Origin of the sequence: Cobetia sp. Ld8, from assembly GCF_045066615.1 — a bacterium.
In the GTDB taxonomy this organism is placed as follows: domain Bacteria; phylum Pseudomonadota; class Gammaproteobacteria; order Pseudomonadales; family Halomonadaceae; genus Cobetia; species Cobetia amphilecti.
On record NZ_JBISHF010000008.1, the window covers coordinates 267403 to 290332 of the forward strand.

The 22930-nt window shown below is 64.9% G+C and carries 17 protein-coding genes and 1 pseudogene; 3 read left to right on the forward strand and 15 right to left on the reverse strand.

The window, feature by feature from the left end:
- Positions 1-110: 110 nt before the first annotated feature.
- The 4 genes from leuB to ACJJV2_RS12100 all read right to left on the reverse strand — a co-directional run bounded on the left by leuB (position 111) and on the right by ACJJV2_RS12100 (position 3816).
- Positions 111-1193 (reverse strand): 3-isopropylmalate dehydrogenase, encoded by a 1083-nt coding sequence (gene leuB, locus ACJJV2_RS12085; protein ID WP_043335563.1) that lies wholly within the window; start codon positions 1191-1193, stop codon positions 111-113.
- A gap of 145 nt (positions 1194-1338) precedes the next feature.
- Complete coding sequence (leuD, locus tag ACJJV2_RS12090; protein ID WP_107335256.1) at positions 1339-1992, reverse strand: 3-isopropylmalate dehydratase small subunit; 654 nt, start codon at positions 1990-1992, stop codon at positions 1339-1341.
- An 11-nt stretch (positions 1993-2003) separates the two neighbouring features.
- Positions 2004-3455 (reverse strand): 3-isopropylmalate dehydratase large subunit, encoded by a 1452-nt coding sequence (leuC, locus tag ACJJV2_RS12095; RefSeq protein ID WP_043335560.1) that lies wholly within the window; start codon positions 3453-3455, stop codon positions 2004-2006.
- A 172-nt stretch (positions 3456-3627) separates the two neighbouring features.
- Positions 3628-3816, reverse strand: coding sequence for a hypothetical protein (locus ACJJV2_RS12100; protein ID WP_405281177.1), 189 nt, complete (start codon positions 3814-3816; stop codon positions 3628-3630).
- Between ACJJV2_RS12100 and ACJJV2_RS12105 the strand changes: the two genes are divergently transcribed.
- Positions 3815-4705 carry a LysR family transcriptional regulator gene (locus ACJJV2_RS12105; RefSeq protein WP_054554935.1) on the forward strand — a complete coding sequence of 297 codons (891 nt, stop codon included), beginning with the start codon at positions 3815-3817 and terminating at the stop codon, positions 4703-4705. The genes ACJJV2_RS12100 and ACJJV2_RS12105 overlap by 2 nt on opposite strands.
- Positions 4706-5891: 1186 nt before the next feature.
- Here ACJJV2_RS12105 and phaC read toward each other — a convergent pair.
- The 5 genes and pseudogenes from phaC to prmB form a co-directional block, all read right to left on the reverse strand.
- A pseudogene (phaC, locus tag ACJJV2_RS12110) lies at positions 5892-7655 on the reverse strand (class I poly(R)-hydroxyalkanoic acid synthase); the annotation flags it as partial.
- 543 nt (positions 7656-8198) lie between these two features.
- Entirely contained in the window at positions 8199-8651 is a 453-nt protein-coding gene (locus ACJJV2_RS12115; RefSeq protein ID WP_043335557.1) for a phasin family protein, read from the reverse strand.
- Between the two features lie 220 nt (positions 8652-8871).
- A complete protein-coding gene (locus tag ACJJV2_RS12120) occupies positions 8872-9414 on the reverse strand; it encodes a DUF6489 family protein (protein ID WP_404326279.1) in 543 nt (180 codons plus the stop codon).
- Between the two features lie 286 nt (positions 9415-9700).
- Positions 9701-10792, reverse strand: a complete 1092-nt coding sequence (gene aroC / locus ACJJV2_RS12125) for a chorismate synthase (protein WP_405281182.1) — start codon at positions 10790-10792, stop codon at positions 9701-9703.
- Between the two features lie 167 nt (positions 10793-10959).
- A complete protein-coding gene (prmB, locus tag ACJJV2_RS12130; protein WP_043335549.1) occupies positions 10960-11922 on the reverse strand; it encodes a 50S ribosomal protein L3 N(5)-glutamine methyltransferase in 963 nt (320 codons plus the stop codon).
- 254 nt (positions 11923-12176) lie between these two features.
- On the opposite strand from prmB, the gene ACJJV2_RS12135 reads away from it, so the two are divergent.
- Complete coding sequence (locus ACJJV2_RS12135; protein ID WP_284726267.1) at positions 12177-12782, forward strand: Smr/MutS family protein; 606 nt, start codon at positions 12177-12179, stop codon at positions 12780-12782.
- A gap of 204 nt (positions 12783-12986) precedes the next feature.
- On the forward strand, positions 12987-13829 hold the full coding sequence (locus tag ACJJV2_RS12140; protein WP_405281187.1) for a transporter substrate-binding domain-containing protein: 843 nt from the start codon (positions 12987-12989) through the stop codon (positions 13827-13829).
- Between the two features lie 141 nt (positions 13830-13970).
- Here the strand turns inward: ACJJV2_RS12140 and ACJJV2_RS12145 are convergent, their stop codons facing one another.
- From ACJJV2_RS12145 to ACJJV2_RS12170, 6 genes are all read right to left on the reverse strand, one after another.
- Positions 13971-15137 carry a patatin-like phospholipase family protein gene (locus ACJJV2_RS12145; RefSeq protein ID WP_405281189.1) on the reverse strand — a complete coding sequence of 389 codons (1167 nt, stop codon included), beginning with the start codon at positions 15135-15137 and terminating at the stop codon, positions 13971-13973.
- Positions 15138-15195: 58 nt separating this feature from the next.
- The gene (locus tag ACJJV2_RS12150; protein ID WP_405281192.1) at positions 15196-16164 is read right to left on the reverse strand and encodes an alpha/beta fold hydrolase; all 969 of its coding nucleotides are present in this window, start codon (positions 16162-16164) and stop codon (positions 15196-15198) included.
- On the reverse strand, positions 16161-17180 hold the full coding sequence (locus ACJJV2_RS12155) for an alpha/beta fold hydrolase (RefSeq protein WP_405281195.1): 1020 nt from the start codon (positions 17178-17180) through the stop codon (positions 16161-16163). Before ACJJV2_RS12155 ends, ACJJV2_RS12150 begins: the two co-directional genes overlap by 4 nt.
- A gap of 126 nt (positions 17181-17306) precedes the next feature.
- The gene (locus ACJJV2_RS12160) at positions 17307-18662 is read right to left on the reverse strand and encodes a hypothetical protein (RefSeq protein ID WP_405281198.1); all 1356 of its coding nucleotides are present in this window, start codon (positions 18660-18662) and stop codon (positions 17307-17309) included.
- On the reverse strand, positions 18662-21439 hold the full coding sequence (locus ACJJV2_RS12165) for a Gldg family protein (protein WP_405281201.1): 2778 nt from the start codon (positions 21437-21439) through the stop codon (positions 18662-18664). The genes ACJJV2_RS12160 and ACJJV2_RS12165 overlap by 1 nt, the downstream gene beginning before the upstream one ends.
- Complete coding sequence (locus ACJJV2_RS12170) at positions 21439-22692, reverse strand: ABC transporter ATP-binding protein (RefSeq protein ID WP_405281204.1); 1254 nt, start codon at positions 22690-22692, stop codon at positions 21439-21441. Before ACJJV2_RS12170 ends, ACJJV2_RS12165 begins: the two co-directional genes overlap by 1 nt.
- Between the last annotated feature and the right edge of the window lie 238 nt (positions 22693-22930).

Here is a 22930-nt window from a genome sequence, read left to right on the forward strand (position 1 = left end):
CCAACGCTCCAGCCGCAGGTCCTGACATGAGAACCCGGCGACGCACGCCGAGCTCCCCCATGATCATCGCGTGAACGCCGCTGGCTTGCGGCGCTCACGCGGGTCTTGCCTTACGCCTGGGCCTTGAAGGCGGCCAGCACGGCATCGCCCATCTCGGAGGTGGAGACCTTGCGCGTCCCGGCGTAGGCAATATCGGCAGTGCGCAGACCTTCATCCAGCACCACGCCGACCGCCTTCTCGATGCGCTCGGCCCAGGCGGCTTCATTGAGCGAGTAGCGCAGCATCATGGCCACCGACAGGATGGTCGCCAGCGGGTTGGCGATGCCCTGGCCCGCGATGTCCGGCGCGCTGCCGTGGCACGGCTCGTACATGCCCTGACCACCCGCATTCAGCGAGGCGGACGGCAGCATGCCGATGGAGCCGGTCAACATCGCGGCTTCATCCGACAGGATGTCGCCGAACATGTTGCCGGTGACCACCACGTCGAACTGCTTGGGGGCACGCACCAGCTGCATGGCGGCGTTGTCGACGTACATGTGCGACAGCTCGACATCCGGGTAGTCGGCGGAGATGCGCTCCATCACGTCACGCCACAGCATGGTGACTTCCAGCACGTTGGCCTTGTCGACGCTGCACAGCTTCTTGTTGCGCTTCTGCGCCATCTCGAAGGCGGTGCGACCGATACGCTCGATCTCGGACTCGGAGTAGACGTAGGTGTTGTAACCGACCTGCTGGCCGTCACGCGTCTCGATGCCACGCGGCTGACCGAAGTAGATGCCGCCGGTCAGCTCACGCACGATCATGATGTCCAGACCGGACACCACTTCCGGCTTGAGGCTGGAGGCCTCGGCCAGCTGCGGGTAGAGAATCGCCGGACGCAGATTGGCGAACAGCTCGAGCTCCTTGCGCAGCCCCAGCAGGCCGCGTTCCGGACGCAGCGAGATGTCTTCGAGCTTGTCCCACTGCGGGCCGCCGACTGCGCCGAGCAGAATGGCGTCCGCCGCCTTGGCCGCCTCCAGCGTTTCCGCCGGCAGCGGGTGACCGGCCGCGTCATACCCTGCACCACCGACCTTACCTTCGCTCAGCGTGATGTCCAGACCTTCGCTGCGGGCGGCTTCAAGGATCTTCACGGCTTCGGCAGTGATTTCCGGGCCAATGCCATCACCGGGCAGAATCAGGATATTGCGGCTCATCTGGAACTCTCCTTGGGCCGGAAGTCTTCCGGCGAGACCGACGGTTCACCGTCGGTGCTGAGACTGGGCTCGCCGCCATTCTGGACGGCGAGCCATGACGAATATGTTGCGATGTCAGGCGCTGACTGACGCGACGCTGGCCAGATCAGGCCGTCTTGCCGTCGCGGAACAGCCACGGACGCTCGGTGCGATGGCGCTTCTCGAAGCTGTCGATGGCGTCCTGGTCCTTGAGGGTCAGACCGATATCGTCCAAGCCTTCCATCAGGCAATGCTTGCGGAAGCTGTCGACCTCGAAGGGAATCGACTCACCGGACGGCGTGATGACCGCCTGTGCCTCGAGGTCGATATCCAGACGATACCCTTCCACCGCCTCGGCTTCCTTGAACAGACGGTCCACCGTGTCCTCGTCGAGGGTAATCAACAACAGACCGTTCTTGAACGAGTTGTTGTAGAAGATATCGGCGAAGCTCGGCGCGATGACCACGCGGAAGCCGAAGTCGGTCAGTGCCCAGGGCGCGTGTTCCCGCGAGGAACCACAACCGAAGTTGCGACGCGCCAGCAATACGCTGGCACCCGCGTAACGCGGCTGGTTGAGCACGAAGTCCGGATTCAGCGGACGCTTGCTGATGTCCTGACCGATATAGCCCTCGTCGAGATAGCGAAGCTCATCGAAGAGGTTCGGCCCGAAGCCGGTACGCTTGATCGACTTCAGAAACTGCTTCGGGATGATCAGGTCAGTATCGACGTTGGCGCGATCAAGCGGTGCCACGAGGCCCTGCTGGCGAATGAACTTTTCCATGTCGGGCCTCCTCAGGCGACTTGAGTGTTGTTGGTAGGGATGGGGGCAAAGTCACGAACATCAACGAAGTGACCCGCAATCGCGGCAGCGGCGGCCATGGCCGGGCTGACGAGGTGCGTACGCCCACCGAAGCCCTGACGGCCTTCGAAGTTGCGGTTGGAGGTGGAAGCACAGTGCTCACCGGCGCCCAGCTTGTCGGCGTTCATCGCCAGACACATGGAGCAGCCCGGCTCACGCCATTCAAAGCCCGCCGCGAGGAAGATCTCGTGCAGCCCTTCCGCTTCCGCCTGCGCCTTCACCAGGCCAGAGCCCGGCACCACCATCGCCTGCTTGAGGCTCTTGGCGACCGTGCGGCCTTCGGCCACGCGCGCCGCTTCACGCAAGTCCTCGATACGCGAGTTGGTGCAGGAACCGATGAACACGCGGTCCAGCTTGATGTCGGTGATCTTCTGCTGAGCGCTGAGGCCCATGTACTCGAGCGCACGCGTGATGCCACGCGCTTCGGTGTCATCGCTGGCTGCGGCCGGGTCCGGCACCACGCCATTGACGCTGGTGACCTGCTCCGGGCTGGTGCCCCAGGTGACCTGCGGCGCGATGTCTTCGGCCTTGAGCACGACAACCTTGTCGAATTCGGCGTCCGCATCGGAGACCAGATTGCGCCAGTCGGCGACGGCCGCTTCCCACTGCTGGGCGTTCGGCGCATAGGGGCGCTCGTAGAGATAGTCGATGGTGATGTCATCGACACCGACCAGACCCACCCGCGCACCGGCTTCGATCGCCATGTTGCAGATGGTCATGCGGCCTTCCATGGAGATGTCCTGGATGGCAGAGCCGCCGAATTCGATGGCATAGCCGGTACCGCCGGCAGTGCCGATCTCACCGATGATGGCGAGCACGACATCCTTGGCGGTGACACCAGTGCCGAGACGACCATCGACGCGCACCAGCATGTTCTTCATCTTGCGCTGGATCAGGCACTGGGTGGCGAGCACGTGCTCGACCTCGGAGGTGCCGATCCCGTGGGCCAGTGCCGCGAAGGCACCGTGGGTCGCGGTGTGGGAATCGCCACACACCACGGTCATGCCCGGCAGAGTCGCGCCCTGCTCCGGCCCGACCACGTGCACGATGCCCTGACGCGCATCATTGATGGTGAACTGCTCGATGTTGAAGCTGTTGCAGTTGTCGTCGAGGGTCTGCACCTGGATGCGTGAGGTCTCGTCCTCGATGCCCGCGATACCCGCAGCACGCTCCTTGAGAGACGTCGGCACGTTGTGGTCCGGCGTTGCCAGGTTGGCATCCAGACGCCACGGCTTGCGACCGGCCAGACGCAGCCCTTCGAATGCCTGCGGCGACGTGACTTCGTGCAGCAGGTGACGGTCGATGTAGATGAGTGCAGTACCGTCTTCGCGTTGCTTGACCAGGTGCTGATCCCACAACTTGTCATAAAGGGTCTGGCTAGCCATGTCGTGTCTCCTCGTGGCGCCTTACGGTAAGAGCGCGCTTGCTGCCTCGGGGCTCGTAACGGCCCCTTGATGAGGGTGTGTCGTCCAGTGTTGATGGCGGGGCGGTCGTGCGAGCCCGTGGATAGTGACCACTTGCTTGCAGGCTCCAGCATCGCCGCCGCGTCCTGTGCCATCAAGAGTACTCGGCGACAATGAATAAAAGCAATTCATGTTTTTCATGCTTTTGATTCCCAAAAGGAATACCATTACTCATCAGGTCTTGATCAGGAGTGCATCCACCTGCGGCGGCATCGATCGCCCCGCTTGACGCTCCCCTGAATGTCTCTCTGAATGCCCTCATGACAGGATAGCTGCCCCACATGGACACACCCTCTCTGCAGGCCTTCGTCGCCGTCGCCGAAACCGCCTCCTTCTCGCTTGCCGCCGAGCAGCTGCACCTCACCCAGCCGGCCGTTTCCAAGCGCATTGCCCAGCTGGAGCAACTGCATGGCGCACGGCTGTTCGATCGCATCGGACGGCGTGTCTCGCTGACCGAGGCCGGCAATATCCTGCTGCCCCGCGCCCGCGCCATCCTGGTGATGCACGATGACACCCGGCGTGCGCTGCGCAATCTTTCCGGCGAGGTAAAAGGCAGCCTGACGATGGCCACCAGCCACCATGTGGGCCTGCATCGGCTGCCGCCACTGCTCAAGGCCTTTACCATGGCCCACCCCGAGGTGCGCATGGACATGCGTTTTCTGGATTCGGAACAGGCCTATCAGGGCGTACTGGATGGGGAGCTGGAACTGGCCGTCGTCACCCTGGCACCGCATCGCGATCCCAATCTGACGGTGGTGCCGGTGTGGCTGGATGAGATGCGCTTCGTATGCGGACGTGATCACCCGCTGGCAGGCCATAAAGCGTTGCCGCTGGCCGCCCTCTCACAGCACGATGCCGTGCTGCCGGGCCACCTGACCTTCACGCGTGGCATCGTCATCGACACCTTCGCGCGTGACGGCCTCTCGGTGGAAGTCTCGATGTCCACCAACTACCTCGAGACCCTCAAGATGATGGTCGCCATCGGCCTGGGCTGGAGCGTACTGCCGGAAAGCATGATCGACGACGAGATCGAGATCCTGCCCATCGACCACCGCCCCATCGAACGCCAGCTTGGCTACCTCTATCACAACAACCGCACCCTCTCGAACGCCGCCAGCGCCATGATCGAACTGTTGGAAGGCGCAAGGGATGCGGCGTCGAGAAACCTCTAGCGCACTCGAAAGCCCCGCTTGGAAATACAGCCTGAACGCGCAACGCCAGCCCCGAAGGGCTGGCGTTGCGGTTCTGACTCACTGCTTGTGGCGCCGCGGATCAACTCTTGTCGCTATCCTTGGCATTGCCAGACGCGCCATCCGTCTTGCTTGCCGCAGGCTTGGCATCGTCCTTCTTGGCCTCTTCCGCTGCCTTGGCGGCGGCCGCCTTGCTGGCATTGGAGGGACGGCCACGGCGCGGCTTGGGCGCTTCGCTGCCGGTGTCACTCTTGGCGGTGGTAGTGGAAGCACCAGAACTTGAAGTGCTCGAGCGGGAAGCCCCCTGATTGGAAGCCCCGGTGCTGCTAGCCGTCTTGGCAGTGCTCGCGCTTCCCGTCGAGCTGGCGGTGCTCTTGCTCGCCATAGTCTTGCTGGCAGTGCTCTTGCTGGCAGTGCTCTTGCGTGTCGTCGCGGGCTTCGTAGCGCTGGAGCCTGCCGCGCTGGAACCCGAAGCCGTGGAAGAAGTTCTGCTGCTCGAGGTGCCGGATGCAGACGGCTTGCTGTCAGAGTCTGACTTGCTCGCAGTCGTCTTGCTTGCAGTCGTCTTGGCCGCCGTTGACTTGTTGGCAGTGGTCGTCTTGCTGGCAGCCGTCTTGCGCGGCGTGGAGGTCTTTCTCGCCGTGGTGGTCTTGGTCGCTGAGCTACCGGTGCTGCTGGCAGCCGTACTCGCAGTGCTCGGTTTTGCCGTGCTCTGTTTTGTAGTGCTGTCGCTGGCCGTGCTGCTGGTGGTCGTTGCGCTCTTGGCAGCAGTGCTCCTGGAGGCTGTGCTCTTGGGTGCAGCACGCTTGCGCGCGGCAGGCTTGCTTGCCGGCGTTGCCGACTCAGCGGCTGGCGATCCAGCGGCTGACGCCCCAGTGGCTGACGGCTCAGCGGCTGGCGATCCAGCAGCCGATGCGGCCTTCGAAGCGGCAGGTCTGGTGCTCGCACCTTGCGCCCTGGAGGCACTGGATGAGCTATTGCCCGCCGTGTCGCCGGCATCATTGGCGGCCTTGCCGGTGACGGCTTCGGTCATCGCGGTCATGGCCTCTTCCAGCGGCAGCGTCACCTGCTTGAGCGCTTCATTCACGCTCTTCTCGACCGTCTGTTGGACATCACGCACGGCCTTGAGCTGCGCATCCGCCACGCTGGTGATCTCTTCCGGCACGCTCTGCCCCAGCACTTCGGGAATGGTCTGGCGCGCATAACGCCCCGGCGCCGCCTCGATCACGTCGAGTTTGCCCTCACCCGGTGTGCGCGCAGAGACCTCCGGTTCCGGCTCCACGAAGCCATTGCCGGTCATCCACGCCTGCCAGTCATTCCACCAGGAACCTTCGTGCTGCTCGGTGCCCTCGAGCCACTCATCCGGCGTTGCCGGCAGGCTGTCGTTGGTGACGTAGCCGTACTTGTTCTTGTGCGGCGGATTGACGATACCCGCGATATGACCAGAGCCACCGAGCACGAAGCGCTTGATGGAGGCCTTGGGCAGCTGAGTGCCGTTGTAGGTGGTCTGCCACTTGGCGATGTGGTCCTCGCGCGCGGAGACCCAGTAACTCGGCGTCTCGATCTGGGAGAGATCGATCGGTACGCCGTCCAGCTCGATGCCGCCGGGCTGCACCAGGCGGTTCTCCAGATACATGTGACGCAAGTACCAGGCATGGGTACCGGCCGGCAGGTTGGTGCCGTCGGTGTTCCAATACAGCAGGTCGAACGCGGTCGGCGCTTCGCCCTTGAGATAGTTGGAGACGTAGAACGACCAGAACAGGTCATTCTCGCGCAGCAGATTGAAGGAGAACGCCATCACGCGGCCATCCAGATAGCCGTCCTGCACCATCTGCTTCTCGAGGCCCTGCAGCACCGGCTCGTTGAGGAAGACACCGATCTCACCGGGATCGGAGAAGTCCTGCAGCGTCGCCATGTAGCTGACCGAGCGCACGCGGTCGGACTGCTTCTCGGCCGCCAGATAGGCCATGGTGCTGGCCGTCAGCGTGCCGCCGATGCAGTAGGACAGGATGTTGACCTGCTTCTCGCCGGTGGCCTGCTCGATGGCATCCATCGCGGCCAGCGGGCCCATCTGCATGTAATCGGCCCAGGTGAGATCACTCTGCTCGGGCCCCGGATTGCGCCAGGAGATCAGGAACACGGTATGCCCCTGCTCCACCAGCCAGCGCATCATCGAATTGTCCTGACGCAGATCGAGAATGTAGTACTTGTTGATCCACGGCGGCACGACCAGCAACGGCGTGCTGAAGGCCTTCTCGGTGGCCGGACGATACTGGATCAGCTGGATCAGCTCGTTCTCGAAGACCACGTCACCCGGCGTGACGGCGATGTTGTCGCCGAGACGGAAGGCTTCGGTGTCGGTCATCGCGACATTGATGCCTTCGGCGGAGTTGGCCAGGTCATCGCGCAGACGCTTCAGGCCGTCGAGCAGGTTCTGGCCACCGGTCTCGCGGGTCACGCGCTGCACTTCCGGGTTGGTGGAGGCGAAGTTGGAGGGCGAGAAGGCGCTGACGTACTGGCGCGCGTAGAACTCGAGATTGCGCTTCTGGCTCTCCGGCAGGCCTTGAATGCCGGCCAGCATGTCGTCCACGGCGCGCGAGAACAGCAGGTATTGCTGCACGAGGAAGTGGTAATAGGGCTCGCTCTGCCAGGCCTCATCGCGGAAGCGGCGGTCAGAGCGCGCGGGCGTGATCACCGGCTCGACGCTCTCGCCATTCAGCTCGCGCAACGTGCCCTGCAACAGGGCCATCTGGTCCTGGAATAGGCGCGTCTGGGTCGACATCAACAGTTGCGGGTCACGTGCCAGGGCCTCGGCCCCCGCCTGGAAGCAACGACCCATCTCGTCATAGATGGTGGAAGCGGCGGCGCTGGGCCATAGGCGCTCCAGCATGTCACTCATCAAGGCTTGATACTGGGCGCTGGCCTGCTGCATCACGCTGGCCCACTCCGTGCCTTCAGCACCGTCGGGGAACAGACTGGTAAAGGCCTGAGAGAATGTCTGCGAGAACGCCTGCTGCTGGGCTGAGTCCATATCGCCCTTCCTCCTTGTCATTGACCATCACGTCATTGGCTATCGAAGCTTGGCTGCCGAGCATCTGCCGGCGGCACGGTTTCATCGAATCGAATCCTTCCTGACCACTGAGCAGTGCCATGCCGTCTCTCGTGAGACGGGCGCCTTCACTGGCGACGGACACTGCTTTTCAGACTGTTTTGAAGACCGTTTCACGGCTGATTTCAGAGGCGCCGTAGTCGAACATGCCAGGGCGTCAAGGCAAGCGCAGTGCCCTGTCAGCTGCAACATCCTGCCACCTGCAGGTCTGCTTTCCGTCGGATTCGCGCGCGGCAAATACGAGAGCAAAACAGCCTGTGCGCCAGCGTGCTCATCTCCAGCATGCGCCTTCCAGCACGGCAGGGGCAATGCCTGAAAACGGCAAAAAAAAGGCTGGCGCAAGCGCCAGCCTTTTCGGGGTATACCTTAGTTCTGCTTGGCGCGGCTTGTCGCGGCAGCCGGCTTGTTGCTGGCAGCGGAGGATGCCTTGTCCTCTGCTGCTGAAGCGGCTTTCTCTGTGGCAGCGGACGCCTTGTCGGTGGCTTCCTTGCCAGCGTCGGAGTAGGCCTGTTCGAGCTGGGCGCGCATTTCGTTGCCCATCTCGGCCAGCTTCAGGGAATCATCCATCATCTGCTGAGACAGCTCGGTCGCCACTTCCAGCTGGCGGTTGCTGAACTCGCTGAACTCTTCCATACCCTTGATTTCAGTGGCAGCACGCGCACGCTCGAGACCAGTCTCGGTATAGCGCTTGGCAGCGTCCATCTGATAATCGGCAATCTTGCCCATATGGTCGAGCATCAGAGTGTTGAGCTTGCGCATCGGCTGGTAGAAGCTGCGGGCTTGCTCGGCAAAGGCGTTGAACATCTGATCCTGCTGCATGACGGTTCCTCCCATGGATTCCGTACCGGGACAGCGCGCAGAAGTCTCTGCGCCACCTGTGGAGCACAGCAATATGCTGCACTGCACAAAGACTAGTCTGCTCCTCAGGTGGTTGCAATCCCATGACAGAAAACTGTCAAAGGACATTTTCTGTCATGGGATTGGCCGGGCATGCCTCACGCCCCTGTCAGCCAAGAGCGTTCTTCGCGCCTGCCGGCCATCAACTGCGCTTGGCGCGTGAGCGCGCACTGGCCGCAGAGGCCGGTTTCGCATCATCCGCCCGGCTGGCGCTTTGTTCTGCCTTCTGATCCGCGCCTTGATCACCACTGCGCTCCGAACTCCTGCGCGTGGCAGACTCCGGCTTGTCAGCCTCCTTGCCTTCCGCGCCGCCCTGACCGAACTGCTGCAGGGTATCCAGCATCATCTTCTGATACTGATTGAAGGCGGCCATGCCCTGGGCCATGCTCTCGCCCATGTCGCCGGGCATGCCGCCCGCTGCGCCCTGCCCGGCATTGCCAGCGCCAGACGCGCCACCCATCATCCCCTCGGCCATGCCCGGCGGCATGAACTTGGCAAACGGCGTGCCCGCGCCCGGTGCCATCAATGGCTTGAGCAGACTCATGGGGTCGTAGCCTTCAACACCCGCCTCCATCTGGCGACGAAAGCGCTCCATCAATTCCTGCTGGAAGGCTTCCACGTCCGGCAGGCCCATCGCCTGGCGAAATTCCTGCGGCGTGAGGTCGAATTCGACATTGATCTTCATGGCAGATTCCTTGTGTTGTCTGCCCGCGTACGGCGTGGTGCGCGAGTCCGCTGGCATGCATGCCATTCGAGTCTAGCAGCGAGAATGACACGGGGGCAGCCTGCTAATTACGTCTTTTCTTATTTACTTTCCGCAAGCCAGCCCACAACGCAAGACGCCCCAGCCACGAAGGATGCAGGGCATCACTCCACGACTGGGGCGTGTCTTTCACCACGTTCAGCAGCTTGGCAGCGTTACAAGTTCAACAGCTGGGCAGCGCCAGCAGTTCAGCCGCGCCGCAAGCGGCTTACACCTCGCGCAGCACCGGCGTGTCGACCTGGACGTCGGCGTTCTGGCCGCGATGGCGCAGCAGGTGGTCCATCAGCGTCAGCGCGACCATCGCCTCGGCGATCGGCGTGGCACGGATGCCGACACACGGGTCATGACGGCCGGTGGTGATCACCTCGACCGCCTCGCCGTTGACGTCGATGCTGCGACCCGGCAGCCGCAGGCTGGAGGTCGGCTTGAGGGCGATGCTGGCACGGATGGTCTGGCCGCTGGTGATACCGCCCAGAATGCCGCCGGCATGATTGGAGAGGAAACCTTCCGGCGTCATCTCGTCACGGTGCTCGGTGCCCTTCTGGCTGACCACGGCGAAACCGTCACCGATCTCGACGCCCTTGACGGCATTGATGCTCATCAGGCCATGCGCGAGTTCGGCATCGATGCGATCGAAGATCGGCTCACCCAGGCCGACCGGCACGCCAGTCGCCTCGACGGTGACCTTGGCACCCACGGAATCACCTTCCTTGCGCAGGGCGTCCATGTACTGCTCCAGCTCTTCGAGGCGATCGGCATCGCCACAGAAGAACGGATTGGTGTCGACCAGCGACCAGTCCTTGACCTCAAGCTCGATGGGGCCGAGCTGGGACAGGTAGCCACGCACCTGCACGCCCAGGCCCGCCAGATACTTCTTGGCGATGGCCCCGGCGGCGACGCGCATCGCGGTCTCGCGGGCCGAGCTGCGGCCGCCGCCACGGTAGTCACGCTCACCGTACTTGTGGTGATAGGTGTAGTCGGCGTGGGCCGGACGGAACTGGTCCTTGATCTTGCCGTAGTCCTTGGAGCGCTGATCGGTGTTCTCGATCATCAAGCCGATGGCCGTGCCGGTGGTGCGGCCCTCGAACACGCCCGAGAGAATGCGCACCTGGTCCGGCTCGCGACGCTGGGTAGTGTGGCGCGAGGTGCCGGGACGGCGGCGGTCCAGATCGATCTGCAGATCCGCTTCGCTGATCTCGATGCCCGGCGGGCAACCATCGATGATGGCGCCCAGTGCCGGGCCGTGGCTTTCGCCGAAGGTGGTGACGGTGAACAGCTTGCCGAAGGTATTTCCGGACATTCAGGGGGTCCTCAGGCGATGCCGCCGGTCATGGCCGACGGCGTTCTGATAATAGTTGTCGTAAGCGTTGCAGAGCCTGGCGGCCTGCGCCCGTGCTTCTGGCAAACCCCGCCAGCTCAGGCACCCGCCAGCTCAAGCGAAATCCGCCGGGTCAGGCGCCCGCCAGCTCAAGCGAATTCGGGTGCGCAGACTTCCAGCGTCTGGGCATCGATGGCGAAGACGCCGTTGCCGCCGCGCTCGAACTCCAGCCACATGAAGGGCACTTCCGGGAAGGCTTCCATCAGGTGACGTTCGGAGTTGCCGACCTCGACGATCAAGACGCCGTCGTCGGTCAGGTAGTCACGCGCCTCGCGCAGGATACGGCGCACGATATCCAGGCCGTCGTCACCGGCGCCCAGCGCCAGCGCCGGCTCATGGCCGAATTCCTGCGGCATGTTGGAGAGATCGAAGGTATCCACGTAGGGCGGATTGGAGACGATCAGGTCATAGCGCTTGCCCGCCACGCCCGCGAACAGGTCCGACTGCACGGCGATGACACGCCCTGCCACGTCGTGACGTTCGATGTTGCGACGCGCGACTTCCAGCGCCTCGCTGCTGATATCGACCAGGTCGACCTCGGCGGTCGGCATCACCAGCGCGGTGGCGATACCGATGCAGCCGGAACCGGTGCACATGTCCAGCACGCGGGTCGGCGGCAACTCCGGGAACCAGGCCGAGAAGCCGCTCTCGATCAGCTCGGCGATCGGCGAGCGCGGAATCAGCACACGCTCATCGACATCGAAGGGCACGCCGGTGAAGAAGGCTTCGCCGAGCAGATACGGCAGCGGCTTGCGGGTGGTGATGCGCTCACGCACCAGCGCCACGATGCGCGCACGCTCCATGGTCAGAAGGCGCGCGTCGATCACGGCGGGGTCCGTGTCCCACGGCAGATGCAGCGCACCCAGCACCAGCGCCACCGCTTCGTCCCAGGCAGAATCGGTGCCATGGGCGAAGTGCAGGCGATGCGCGTGGAACTCACTGGTCGCCCAGCGGATCAGGTCGCGCAGGGTCACCAGCTCCTCGACGAGACGGGAGTCCGGCTCACTGAGGCTGGAAGGATGGCGCAGGTCGGACGCGGAAGATGTGGACACGGTGATTCCTGTAAGCGGACAGATGGACAACGAGCGCCGCCAGTCGTGAGGGGTCGGTGGCGTCTCGCGCAGGCATTGTAGCGTTCACGAGGCGTGGCGGCGACCCTTGGCATGCCTTGATGGCGCGCCTGCCGCTTTTGTCTTCGCAAGCGACAATCGTTTGTCTTCGACAGTGACAACCGCCTGTCTTCGACAGCGACAACAGCCGCGCTATACTGCGCGACTTGCCATTTTATTGCCCGCGGAGCCCGGCCATGCCACCCAACCACGACGACAGCTCGGATACCGGCGACGACTTCAACGCCTTCCGTGCCGCCCTCAAGCAGGCCGGCGTACGCAAGATCACCACCAACCGCGCCGACCCCGGCCGCAAGCCCGTCGACCAGGAAGAGCAGGCGCGTCTGGCGGCGCGCCGCGCTGCCGCCAGCGAAACCTCGACCGACACGCTCGGCACGCCATCGCGCACCACCGATGGTCAGGTCGAGCCGGTCACGCCCAGCCAGCTGCTCGACTTCGCGGTGCCCGATCTCCCCTACCGCCAGCGTCAGCGCCTCAAGCGCGGCGAGATCGCCTGGGAGGCGGGTCTCGATCTGCACGGCTATACGCTGGAGCAGGCCCGCATCGAGCTCGAGTCCTTCATCGACGATGCCATCGCCCGTCGCTCACGCTGCGTGCTGGTGGTGCATGGCAAGGCATGGACCGGCATGGCCGATCACCCCATCATCAAGAGCCACGTCAATGCCTGGCTGCGCCAATGGCCTGACGTGCTGGCCTTCACCTCGTCACTGGAGCTGGATGGCGGCAGCGGCGCAGTCTATGTCCTGCTGCGCAGCAAGGGCCGTGACCCGCTGCTCGATTGAGCGAATCCCGCGCTCGCCACACCGCCGAGAACTTGACGATCCGAGCATCTGAATCGCTGAGCACCTGAATAGCCGAGCACTTGAATAGCGAGCACCTGAATAGCCGAGTACTTGAATAACCGAGTGCTTGAATAGCCGAGCACTCGAGTAGCAGAGGCAGGCCTCACGCCGAGCCTGCCGCCATAACGACAAGGGAACACCCTGATGACACCCAACGCTGAACAGCCCATGCACACCTCTTCACGCCGCGCCCTTTCCGCTGCCATCCTCGGCGGCGCGACCGCCGCTGGCCTGTCGCTGGCCTTCGCCATGCCGGCCGCCGCCAGCGATGCACTGTCCGACAGCACTCTTTCGCGTGTGCAACAAGGCCAGGTGCTGAAGGTCTGCACCACCGGTGACTACGCGCCCTTCAGCCACCGTGAAGACAATGGCGACTTCGAAGGCATCGACATCGACATGGCCGCCTCACTGGCCAAGAGCCTGGGCGCCACGGTACAGACCGTGCCGACCAGCTGGCCGACGCTGATGGAAGACTTCACCTCCGGCAAGTGCGACATCGCCATGTCCGGCATCTCGGTCAAGCTGGACCGTCAGGCTCAGGCCTACTTCAGCCAGCCGTACCAGACCGGCGGCAAGACGCCCATCGTGCGCTGCGAGGACGTCGACAAGTACCAGACCGTCGCGCAGATCAATCAGCCCAGCGTGCGCATCACCGTCAACCCGGGCGGCACCAACGAGCGCTTCGCCAATGAATTCCTGAGCGATGCCACACGCGTCGCGCATAACGACAACCGCACCATCTTCAACAACATCATCGAAGACCGTGCCGATGTGATGGTCACCGACGCCATCGAGACCCAGCTGCAGGCCAGCCGTCATCCGGAGCTGTGCAGCGTGCATCCTGATGCGCCGTTCACCTTCTCCCAGAAGGGCTATCTGCTGCCGCTGGGTGACAATATCTGGAAGGCCTACGTCGATCAGTGGCTGACCCAGATGCAGGGCACCGGCGAGCAGGCCGCCATCTTCGACAAATGGATCAACGGCTGAGGCGACGCTTCGCTCAGGCTCCGGTCACACGCTCTGCAATGAAGCGCTCTGTATTGAATAGCACTGTATTGAAGAGCACTGCAACGAAAAGCCCCCGCCGATTGGCGGGGGCTTTTTCATTAAAGGGCAACTCACGACAGCCTAGCCGTCGCTGCCCTTCTCGTAGCGATCCAGCGCTTCGGCGGCCAGGTGCCGGCCCAGCTTGATCAGGCCCGCGGCGCGGTGGAATTCATAGGCGCCACACACCGTCTTGGGAATCTCGACCAGGATATCCGGTGGATAGCCGGCGATCTTGTACTTGGCCAGCGTCGCCTGAGTGATATCGAAGGAGCGCATCATCATGTCCAGCTTGCCCCAGGCAAGCTCCGGCGCGTTCTCATCGACCCGCTCAGGCTCGGCTGCGGATGGCGGCTGCTTGCCTTGGGTGACAGCGCCGGTCTCTGCCTGCGGCTCTGTCAACGCTTCTAACCCCGGCGCTGGCTCGGCATCGCTGCTTTTCAGTGCCTCGAACTTCAGGCGCGAGGCATCGCCCGGCGGCAGCGGGACACCGCCGACCGGACTGGCAAATGCCATGCCTTGCTGGTCCTCCAGCGCCTGCTCCTTCTCGGCAGAGAAGATGCGCTCGGCCCCGCGACGCACTCCCCGCAGCCAGTCACTGAAACCACCGCCGCGCGCCTCCAGGGCGGCTTCGCGCGCCTCTTCCTCGGCGGCATCGGCCGGTGGCAGCATCTGCTCCAGTGTCTGGTTGCGCGGCGAATGCGCCGTGGCGTTGACCGCCAGCACCAGGTCAACGTGGGCGGCGACCAGCGGCGTGATCGGCAAGGGATTCATCAGGCCGCCATCCACCAGCACCTTGCGGTCGCGTTGCACCGGCGTGATCACCCCGGGCACCGCGATGGAGGCCCGAATCGCCTCGAGCAGATTGCCGCTCTGGAACCAGACCTCCTTCTGGGCGATCAGGTCGGTGGCGACGGTGGTGACCGCAATCGGCAGATCCTCGATGCGCGTGTCACCGATCAGGGCTTCCAGCTCATCCATGATGCGACGCGCGCGAATGGCGCCCATCGGGCTCCAGGTGACATCCACCAGCCGCAGCACGTCAAAGTAATCCAGCTCACAGACCCAGTCGCGATAGGCATCCAGCTTGCCGGCGGCATGAATGCCCCCGACCAGTGCGCCCATCGAGCAGCCCGAAATGGCGCGAATGTCGTAACCGCGCGCCAGCACTTCCTCGATGACGCCGATATGGGCATAGCCTCGGGCCCCGCCACTCCCCAGTGCCAGGGCGATGGTCTTGCGCTTGGCCATGGCATGTCTCCCGCTGCAGATGATGAAAGATGAACGGACGCGGCACGCGGTGCATCGCTCAGTGCGAGCTGATCCACTCGACGATGGCATCGGCGACCGCCGCCACGTGGGGCGGCTCCAGATGCAGGTGGTGGCCACCCGGCAAGACGCGACGCTCGAGCCTCTTCACGGCATCACGTGCCTGCTGTGCCTCGTGCCTTATGGTCAGGATACCCTGCTCGCCCTCGATCAGCAGTACCGGTTGGGTCAACGCCGCCAATAACGCCAGCACCTGCTCCGGGGTGTAGCGCATCAGTGAAGGCCGCAGCAGGCGGCGGTCACTTCTCAGCCGCAGGCCACCGTCTTCCAGTACTTCGAGGTTGCGCTCGACGATCGGCCGCGCCGTGTCGGCATCAATCGGCGTGACACCTCCCGCGACCCGCGCCGTCACGGCGTCCTCGACATGACGATAATGGGCACGTCGCGTGGCGGCGCGTCTGACCGGCTGCGCGTGGCGTGCCAGCAACCCGCGGCGCAGCTGATCGACCACCTCCGAGGCTGGCGTGGCAAGTGCGCCGATGCCATCGATCAGCACCAGTCGCGCGATATATTCCGGCAGCGCCGCAGCCACCTGCCCCGACACCGCCGCCCCCAGCGAGTGCGCCATCACCGTGACCGGCGCGCGCGGCAGCCCCTCGTCATACAGGCCTTCCAGCGCCTCGATCACATCGTGACAGTAATCCCACACCGCATAATCACCGTGCTCACCCAGCGGACTCGAGCGCCCGTGACCGACCATGTCGATGGCGACGAGACGAATGCCGAGCCGTTCACACAACAGCGGCGCCAGGCGGCTGAAGCTGGCGGCATTGTCGAGCCAGCCATGCAGCGCCAGCCACGTCGGTGCCTGCTCGGCGTGCTCGGCAGGCGCCCACTCCAGGGCCGCCAGCTCTCCTCCCGTGCGCCGTGGGAAGCGACGCTCACGCAGCGTAACGTTGGCGCTCTGGGGAGCCTCTGCGATGTCCTGAATGGATTGATCAATGCTCATGCTTGCCTCCCGGCCAGCAGGCCTGGCGGCAGTACATCCGGCGGCGCGAGGTCGGCGATGGCCGCCAGCAGCGCGGCACGCGTCTCTTGCGGGTATTCAAAGGGGTACATATGTCCTCCCCGGACATGCTCCACCGTCAGCCCGGCGCGGCGCAGGCGTGCCTGACGCGCCGGCGTGAGCAGATCAGACTGGGCGCCGGCCAGAATCCTGACCGGCACCGCCAGCTTCGCCGGCGAGCCTGACAGGTGATCGCTGAGGTGGCGGAAGATCTCGACCTCGTGACGGGTATCGAAGCTCAATGACAGGCTGCCATCTGCGTGACGATGGGTGGCGTTGTCGACGTAGTCGTCCAGCGCCTCTGGCGTGAAGTTGGCGAACAGCGAACGACGGCGTAGGTAATCCTGCATGGCCTGACGGGAGTCCCAGCGCGCGCGACGCCCGCGGGTGCGGCCTGCCGGCGTGACACGATCAATGAAGCCGAAGCGCTTGGCGACCTTCATGCCCAGCGCATCACGGCCCAGCATCAACGGCGGGTCGAGCAGCACGAGGCAGTGGAAGCGTTCCGGCTGCTTGAGCGCCGCCATGTAATTGACGATGCCTCCCAGCGAATGCCCGACTCCGATCACCTTGCGTCCGGTGCCGCCCGCCGCGGGCAACGGCCCCAGCGCGGCGTCCAGACACGCCAGCCACTCATCACGCAGCGAGATCAGATTGTTGCCGACCGGATAGGCAGGGTCGTGCGCCAGTCGGTCCACCGGTAGCAGATTGAAGTGCTCGGCCAGCGGCGCCAGCAGGCTCTTGTAGCAGGCACCGGTGAAGCCATTGGCATGCGCGAAGGCCAGCACCGGGCGCTCGGTGTCGGTATTCAGGCCGGCCGGGGCAGCGTCGTCCTGCTTGGACAAGGCCTGTTCGGACAAGGCCTGTTCGGACAAGGCCTGTTCGGACAAGGCCTGTTCGGACAAGGCACGTTCGGACAAGTCCTGCCCGGGCCGGGGTTGCCGTGAGGTGGCATTCATCGCAAGGTCTCCTTACCACGGGCCGTCGTCCCTGACGCGCCCAGACAAACGGTTGTTTAAATATAGTCAACAGCATGCCAGCCCCGCCCCATGGGCGCTACTCCTCCCTTTGGCCCATGGAGCACCTCACTCTCCTTCCATGCCCGCCGGCACCAGCGCAGCGGCTGTTTCCGTGCTGGGCTCGGCTGCTTCCGCCTCAGGCAACGCCAAGGCACGACTGACCGCCAGCGCCGCCTGAACCGCGACAGCCGTGAGCTCAACAGGCTCGTCTTGCAACGCCCTCGCGCCCAGTGCCAGCAGATGATCGCGCAGCGCGCCATTGACCTGTATCTCGACGGCATTCAAGCGCGCGACCAGTTCAGGTGGCCACCCCTTGCCGGAGAGCGTCAGCCGCGCCCAGGGCTTGCTGCCCGCGGCGATGGCCAGCACCAGCTGGGTGCGATCATTGAGCTGCTCATGCTGACGGTAATAGAGCGAGGGGCGCGACCAGTTGAGGGTCAGCGTCACGGCGGGCTGCCAGGCGTCTGGCTGGGCTGCGCCGCTTTCTATCGTGGAGGCACGGGGGCGCAGGTCATTCTGCGTCAGCGGCGACAGCGCAGCGAGAATCTGATGGGCAGCGTCGCTGTCAGGTGCCAGGCCTCGCACCAGCGGCCCTTGCCGTGCTGAGGCGTCTTGAGCAGACGCCGCCAGCGAGATGTCCATCCGACTCAGCGGCTTGTACACCGCGGCGTCACTGCGCAGCTGAATGACATCCAGCACCTCGCTGGGCGCCATGCCGCCGCGCCAATCCGGCAACCCGATATCGCGCGTCAGCTCCCAGATCGGCGCGCCATTCGCGCCATTCGCGCCAGCCAAAGCGTGGGAGCCTTTCACGTTCGCATCCGAGGGTGACGGCACCCACCGCACGTAGCGACCCGCCAATTCAGCACTGCCCGCACCGCTCAGCTGCGTTGCCGCCGCGGGCCTGGCGCCCAGTTGCAGACTCACCTGAGCGCCATTGCCCTTTACGCTCAGCAGCGGTGACTGCGCGCTGAAACCCAGCGCCTCAAGTGCCTTATCCGTGGCCGACTTGCGCGTGCGCAATTGTGCCTCGCCCAGCTGACTCACAAGCGCCTCCACCTTGCCCTGGCGGGCAGGCCAGCCGGCCAATGAGGTGATCTGCCAGTCGCCTGCGGGCCCACGCGCCAGACTCAACCAGTCCTGGCTGGCCTCTGCGCCACGTCGAATGCCGATGCGCTGCGCCGAGGCGGCCACCTGCGAGAGCAGCGGCAAGGGCTGCAAGATGCCTGACTGACCCGCGGCCACTGTCGTCAGTGCCTGGCTCATCAGCGATTCACTTTGCCACTGCGCAGGGTCCGCCCCATCCGTGACGGCGCCTGAGCGCAGCGATTCCACCAGTGACGGCCCTGCGGTGAGCGCCGTCACCGCGGCCACGGAGACCAGCGCCGTCAGTGCCCATCCCGTCCGATTGAAGCGCCCCATCAATCACCTCCCGACTGGGTAGTATCGCTCGGTCTTGTCTTGCCTGAAGCCGCCTTGCCTGAATCTGTCTTGCCTGAAACTGACTTGCCCGAGCCTGTCGAAGCGCTTGTGGCGGCGTCACTCGCGGAACAGGCGCTGTGCTGTGCACTGCGCTGCTCATTGCGCTGCTCATTGCGCTGTTCATTGCGCTGTTCATTTCGTTCTGCGCTGCGCTTCCCGCTGGGCTGACCGTGGCCCGACAGACGCCCTGTCGACTGATAGCCCGCGCGACGGCTGGCGCGATAGCGGCGCCAGCAGATCAGCTCGCCGAGCAGGCTCAATGCCACCGGCAAGGCCAGCAGCGTCCACAGGCGCAGCTCGCGGCGCAGGGCATCACGCTCGGCATTCGCCTCACGCTGCTGACGTGACAACGCGTCCTCGAAGTCCTGCTGCATCGCCGCCAGGGCGTCGCTTTGCTGCGCGGCTTCGGCCTTGTTGGACACCGGCGTCGCGCCGAGCGCACTCAGACGCGTCTGCCAGTCATTGCGCAGCCGGGTCTCCTCGGCGGCCTGATGATCGGCCAGTTGATGCAGGCGCGTCAGCTCGCGCACCTGATGGGCACGCGCGCGCAGGGCGACCAGCTCGGGGCTGCCTGCCAGCAGGTCCACGGCATTTTCCAGCCAGCGCGCATTGGCATTGAGGGCCTGCTCGCTGCCATCCGCTGCCGTGCGCCGCCACAGACGGTCACTGGCCATGTCGACATCGCTGACCACCAGCAACTGGCCGCCCCTGGCGCCTGCCGCTGGCCATTGCGCCAGCACGGCCAGCCCGCCCGCCGGCGGTGTTTCCCCTGCCACTCCCGACAGCGGACGCGGGTCCATGCGGCTGGAGTGAACACGCGCCGCCGGAATAAGGCGCGCCTCATCATTGCCACGAATCAGCCACTGCAACGGCGCGTCTTGCGCTCCCGGGCCTTTCGATGATGCGTCTGCTGCATCAGGCAGCGGCGCCAACCAGCCCGCGCTGGACATCACCAGTTGCTCGACATTGAGGTTGAGCGCGGCGTCCGACAGCTGGGCGGCACTTAGCCCGAGCAACGTCGGACTCAGCGCACGCGTGCCGTCCAGCAAGCCGATCGGCAAGGCCAGCTGCGCATCCGCCACCACCTCGCCCGCACGTGATTCAAGCCCGGCGCGCGCCAGCAATGTCGTGAGCGCCTCGGAAGCCGGCGCCGGCTGATCGAGCATTTCGGGCAGCGGGTCCACCAGCATCAACACCCGGCCGCCACGCTCGAGATAGGCCGTGATGGCCTCCAGCGTCTTGACCGGCAACAGCCGCGGCGCGATCACCAGCAACGCATCCTGATCGGCGATAGGGCGCGCGGCATCATCACCGGCCGACAGCCAGTCGATGCGCAGGCGTGCATTGAGATGCTCCATCAGGCCCCAGCTGCCCAGCGCTCTGCCCTGCTCCAGGCTGGGCTGGCCCATCACCGGCAAACGCGAGACGACACCCAGGCGCGGCGGCTCGGTGCGCGAGACTTCCTGGATCTGGCGTGTCACCTGCGCCTCCAGCCCGCCGATATCCGCCGCCTTGAGCAGCGGAATGGCGCGGCGTTCGGCGTAGGGGCCATCCACCACCAGCCCGAACAGCATCTCTTCGCCGCCCGGCAATGACAGCGCGGTCAGGCCCTGCGCTTCGAGATCCGCGAAGTCGGCACTGTCCGGTGCAGGATCGACACGCTTGAGGCGTATCTGCGGCTCACGCGCGAAGGCGGCCAGACGCGTCTCGATCCGTGTCGCCAGTTCACGCAGCTGCGGCAGGTCGGCGGCGAAGCGTTCGCTGTAGGCGAAAGTCAGCGTCACCGGTGCCTCGAGGTCATCGAGCACCGCACGGCTGGCGGGGCTCAGGCTGTGCTGACGCGTGGCGGTCAGATCATGCGCGCGGGTGAGCGGATTGTGGCCGTCGGCCGTCAGCAGCGGCGGCAGGCGCACGCCGGCCAGCAATAGCGCGGTGACCGCAGCCGCCAGCGCCGCCGTGACCAGCCACTGTGGCGCCTGCTTGCGTGCATGGCGCTCCTGACTGAGGCCGCGCGCCTGCAGCACCAGCCCGGCCAGGGTCAGCAGCAGGAAGTAGCTGGCATCGAGCCAGGTCGGCCGGCCTTCACTGAAAGGCGTCAGATGCGCCGGCAAGCTGATCAGATCTAGCAGCTGCACCCAGTGCGGCGCCAGATGCAGAGCCAGCTGGCTCGTCACCGCGGGTGTGCCCGGCAGCATCAGCGCCAGACCCAGTACCAGCGCCCCGAGCCACGCCGACAGCGCAGAAGGCGCGCGCACCGCCAGCGCCTGACCGAGACTGGCCAGCGCCATCACCAGCAGCGCCATGCCCAGATAGCCGCTGAGCATCAGGCCGAGATCCGGCGTGCCGAGCCAATGGATCAGCACTACCAGCGGTGCCGTCATCGCAAGCCCCAGCCAGCCCAGCACGCTGGCACTGATCAGGCGTGCACTGGCCAGCCGCCATGACCCCAGCCCGAGGCCGGACAGCCATTCGAGCAGGCCATTGGCGCGCTCTTCCGGCCAGCCGCGCAGGGCCAGCAGCGGTGTCCACAGCACCAGCAACCAGGGCAACACCTGCCACAGCGAGCCAAGATCGGCGCGATCACGTGCCAGCAGATCGCCCACCTCGAAGGCCCCCAGCGGAGCCAGCACCGCCATCACCACCAGCAGCGACCAGCTGGCGCCCTGCGTCAGTGCCTGATGCAGGTCACGGCGGACCAGCGCGAGAACGGCCCTCATTACGACACCTCCTGATCTGCGCGCGGTGTCTGCTTGCGCATCGGCAGCGGCGAGGGCTGTTCCGCCATGCGCGTCACCAGCTGGCGGAACGCGACCTCGATATCGCCCCGTTCGTGGACGCATTCATCGAGGCGGATTTCCATATAGCTGCACCAGCGTGCCAGCGCGGGGCGCGGGTCCTGGTGGAGCCGCCCGGCCAGACGCAGCACGGCGCCGGTCGAGACCACCAGCGGCGACTTGTCACGCGCCATGGCATCGCCGGGCTTGACGGGCGTGATGGCCGCCACGCCCGGCAGACGCGAGACACTGGCCAGCTCGCGCTCGCTCAGGGCCCGGCTCAGCGTCACTCGCCATACCGGCAGGCTGGAACTCGCGCCATACCCCGCGCCGTAGCGCGAACGGCTGCCGCCCAGAATGCCTTCGCTTACCGAGGTCGCGGCCAGCGCCTCCGGCGTATCATCAAAGCCCAGCTGGCCATTGGCCATGACCAGTACGCGGTCACAGATGCGAGGCACTTCCTCCAGCAGATGGGTGGAGACGATGATCAGACGCTCACGACCCAGCTCACGAATGAAGGCGCGCACGCTGTCCTTCTGCAGCGGGTCCAGCCCATCGGTGGGCTCATCGAGCAGCAGGATGTCCGGATCATGGGTCAACGCCATCGCCAGCGCCACACGACGCCGATAGCCTTTGGATAACACTGCGCACAATTGATTGGCGAAAGGCGTGATATCCAGGCGATCCATCAATGCCGCAAGGCGATCATTGCGCACCTTGCGCGACAACCCATGCAGACCCGCCACGCACTCGAGGCTCTCGCGCACCGTCAGCTGCGGCCACAGGGGCGCGCCCTCCGGCAGATAGCCGATGCGACGCTTGAGGCGATTGAGCTGGCGCTGACTGGCGCGACCATCGAAGGCTTCGCCTTCCAGCTCCAGCTGGCCCTGGGTGGCGGCGAGCGTGCCCGCCAGCATGCGCAGACTGGTGGTCTTGCCGGCACCATTGGGCCCCAGCAGACCGATGACCTCACCACGCGAGGCCGTGAAGGTCAGCCCGGTGACGGCCTGTTGCTGACCGAATTGACGCCCGAGCCCGCGACTGACCAACAGCGCCGGGGAAGCGGACGGCTCGGCAGGCTCACGCGCGGGAGTTGCCACAGAGCGAGTCGCAGCAGAGGGCGCCGCGCCAGAGGGCGTCGCGTCAGAGGGCGTCGCGGCAGAAGATGACGCAGAGGTCGTGTATGGGTCCTGCAAGATACCCGCTCCTTGTACTTTTCTTGATAGGGGCAATGCGCTGCCGGGGCTGATGGTTCCGGCAGGTGATCATGAGGCCGGAAGATAACCGTGGCACCGGCAGATAACCGTGACAGATGACAATGCAGCGCACAGGGTAAGCGGACAGCCTGCGCTCGCCAAGCAGGAGTGCGCGCACAGTCGCCACTCGCGCGGTTATGGCGTCTATTCCGCCCTTTGCCGGCACTCAAGGCGGGTC

Bases quoted from the DNA above. Each gene is read 5' to 3' on its own strand.
- leuD (WP_107335256.1), bottom strand. From the start codon at position 1,992: ATGGAAAAGTTCATTCGCCAGCAGGGCCTCGTGGCACCGCTTGATCGC.
- ACJJV2_RS12145 (WP_405281189.1), bottom strand. From the start codon at position 15,137: ATGGCCAAGCGCAAGACCATCGCCCTGGCACTGGGGAGTGGCGGGGCC.
- leuC (WP_043335560.1), bottom strand. From the start codon at position 3,455: ATGGCTAGCCAGACCCTTTATGACAAGTTGTGGGATCAGCACCTGGTC.
- ACJJV2_RS12135 (WP_284726267.1), top strand. From the start codon at position 12,177: ATGCCACCCAACCACGACGACAGCTCGGATACCGGCGACGACTTCAAC.
- ACJJV2_RS12140 (WP_405281187.1), top strand. From the start codon at position 12,987: ATGACACCCAACGCTGAACAGCCCATGCACACCTCTTCACGCCGCGCC.
- leuB (WP_043335563.1), bottom strand. From the start codon at position 1,193: ATGAGCCGCAATATCCTGATTCTGCCCGGTGATGGCATTGGCCCGGAA.
- ACJJV2_RS12120 (WP_404326279.1), bottom strand. From the start codon at position 9,414: ATGAAGATCAATGTCGAATTCGACCTCACGCCGCAGGAATTTCGCCAG.
- ACJJV2_RS12160 (WP_405281198.1), bottom strand. From the start codon at position 18,662: ATGGGGCGCTTCAATCGGACGGGATGGGCACTGACGGCGCTGGTCTCC.
- ACJJV2_RS12150 (WP_405281192.1), bottom strand. From the start codon at position 16,164: ATGAGCATTGATCAATCCATTCAGGACATCGCAGAGGCTCCCCAGAGC.
- ACJJV2_RS12165 (WP_405281201.1), bottom strand. From the start codon at position 21,439: ATGAGGGCCGTTCTCGCGCTGGTCCGCCGTGACCTGCATCAGGCACTG.
- aroC (WP_405281182.1), bottom strand. From the start codon at position 10,792: ATGTCCGGAAATACCTTCGGCAAGCTGTTCACCGTCACCACCTTCGGC.
- ACJJV2_RS12155 (WP_405281195.1), bottom strand. From the start codon at position 17,180: ATGAATGCCACCTCACGGCAACCCCGGCCCGGGCAGGACTTGTCCGAA.
- ACJJV2_RS12105 (WP_054554935.1), top strand. From the start codon at position 3,815: ATGGACACACCCTCTCTGCAGGCCTTCGTCGCCGTCGCCGAAACCGCC.
- ACJJV2_RS12100 (WP_405281177.1), bottom strand. From the start codon at position 3,816: ATGTGGGGCAGCTATCCTGTCATGAGGGCATTCAGAGAGACATTCAGG.
- ACJJV2_RS12115 (WP_043335557.1), bottom strand. From the start codon at position 8,651: ATGCAGCAGGATCAGATGTTCAACGCCTTTGCCGAGCAAGCCCGCAGC.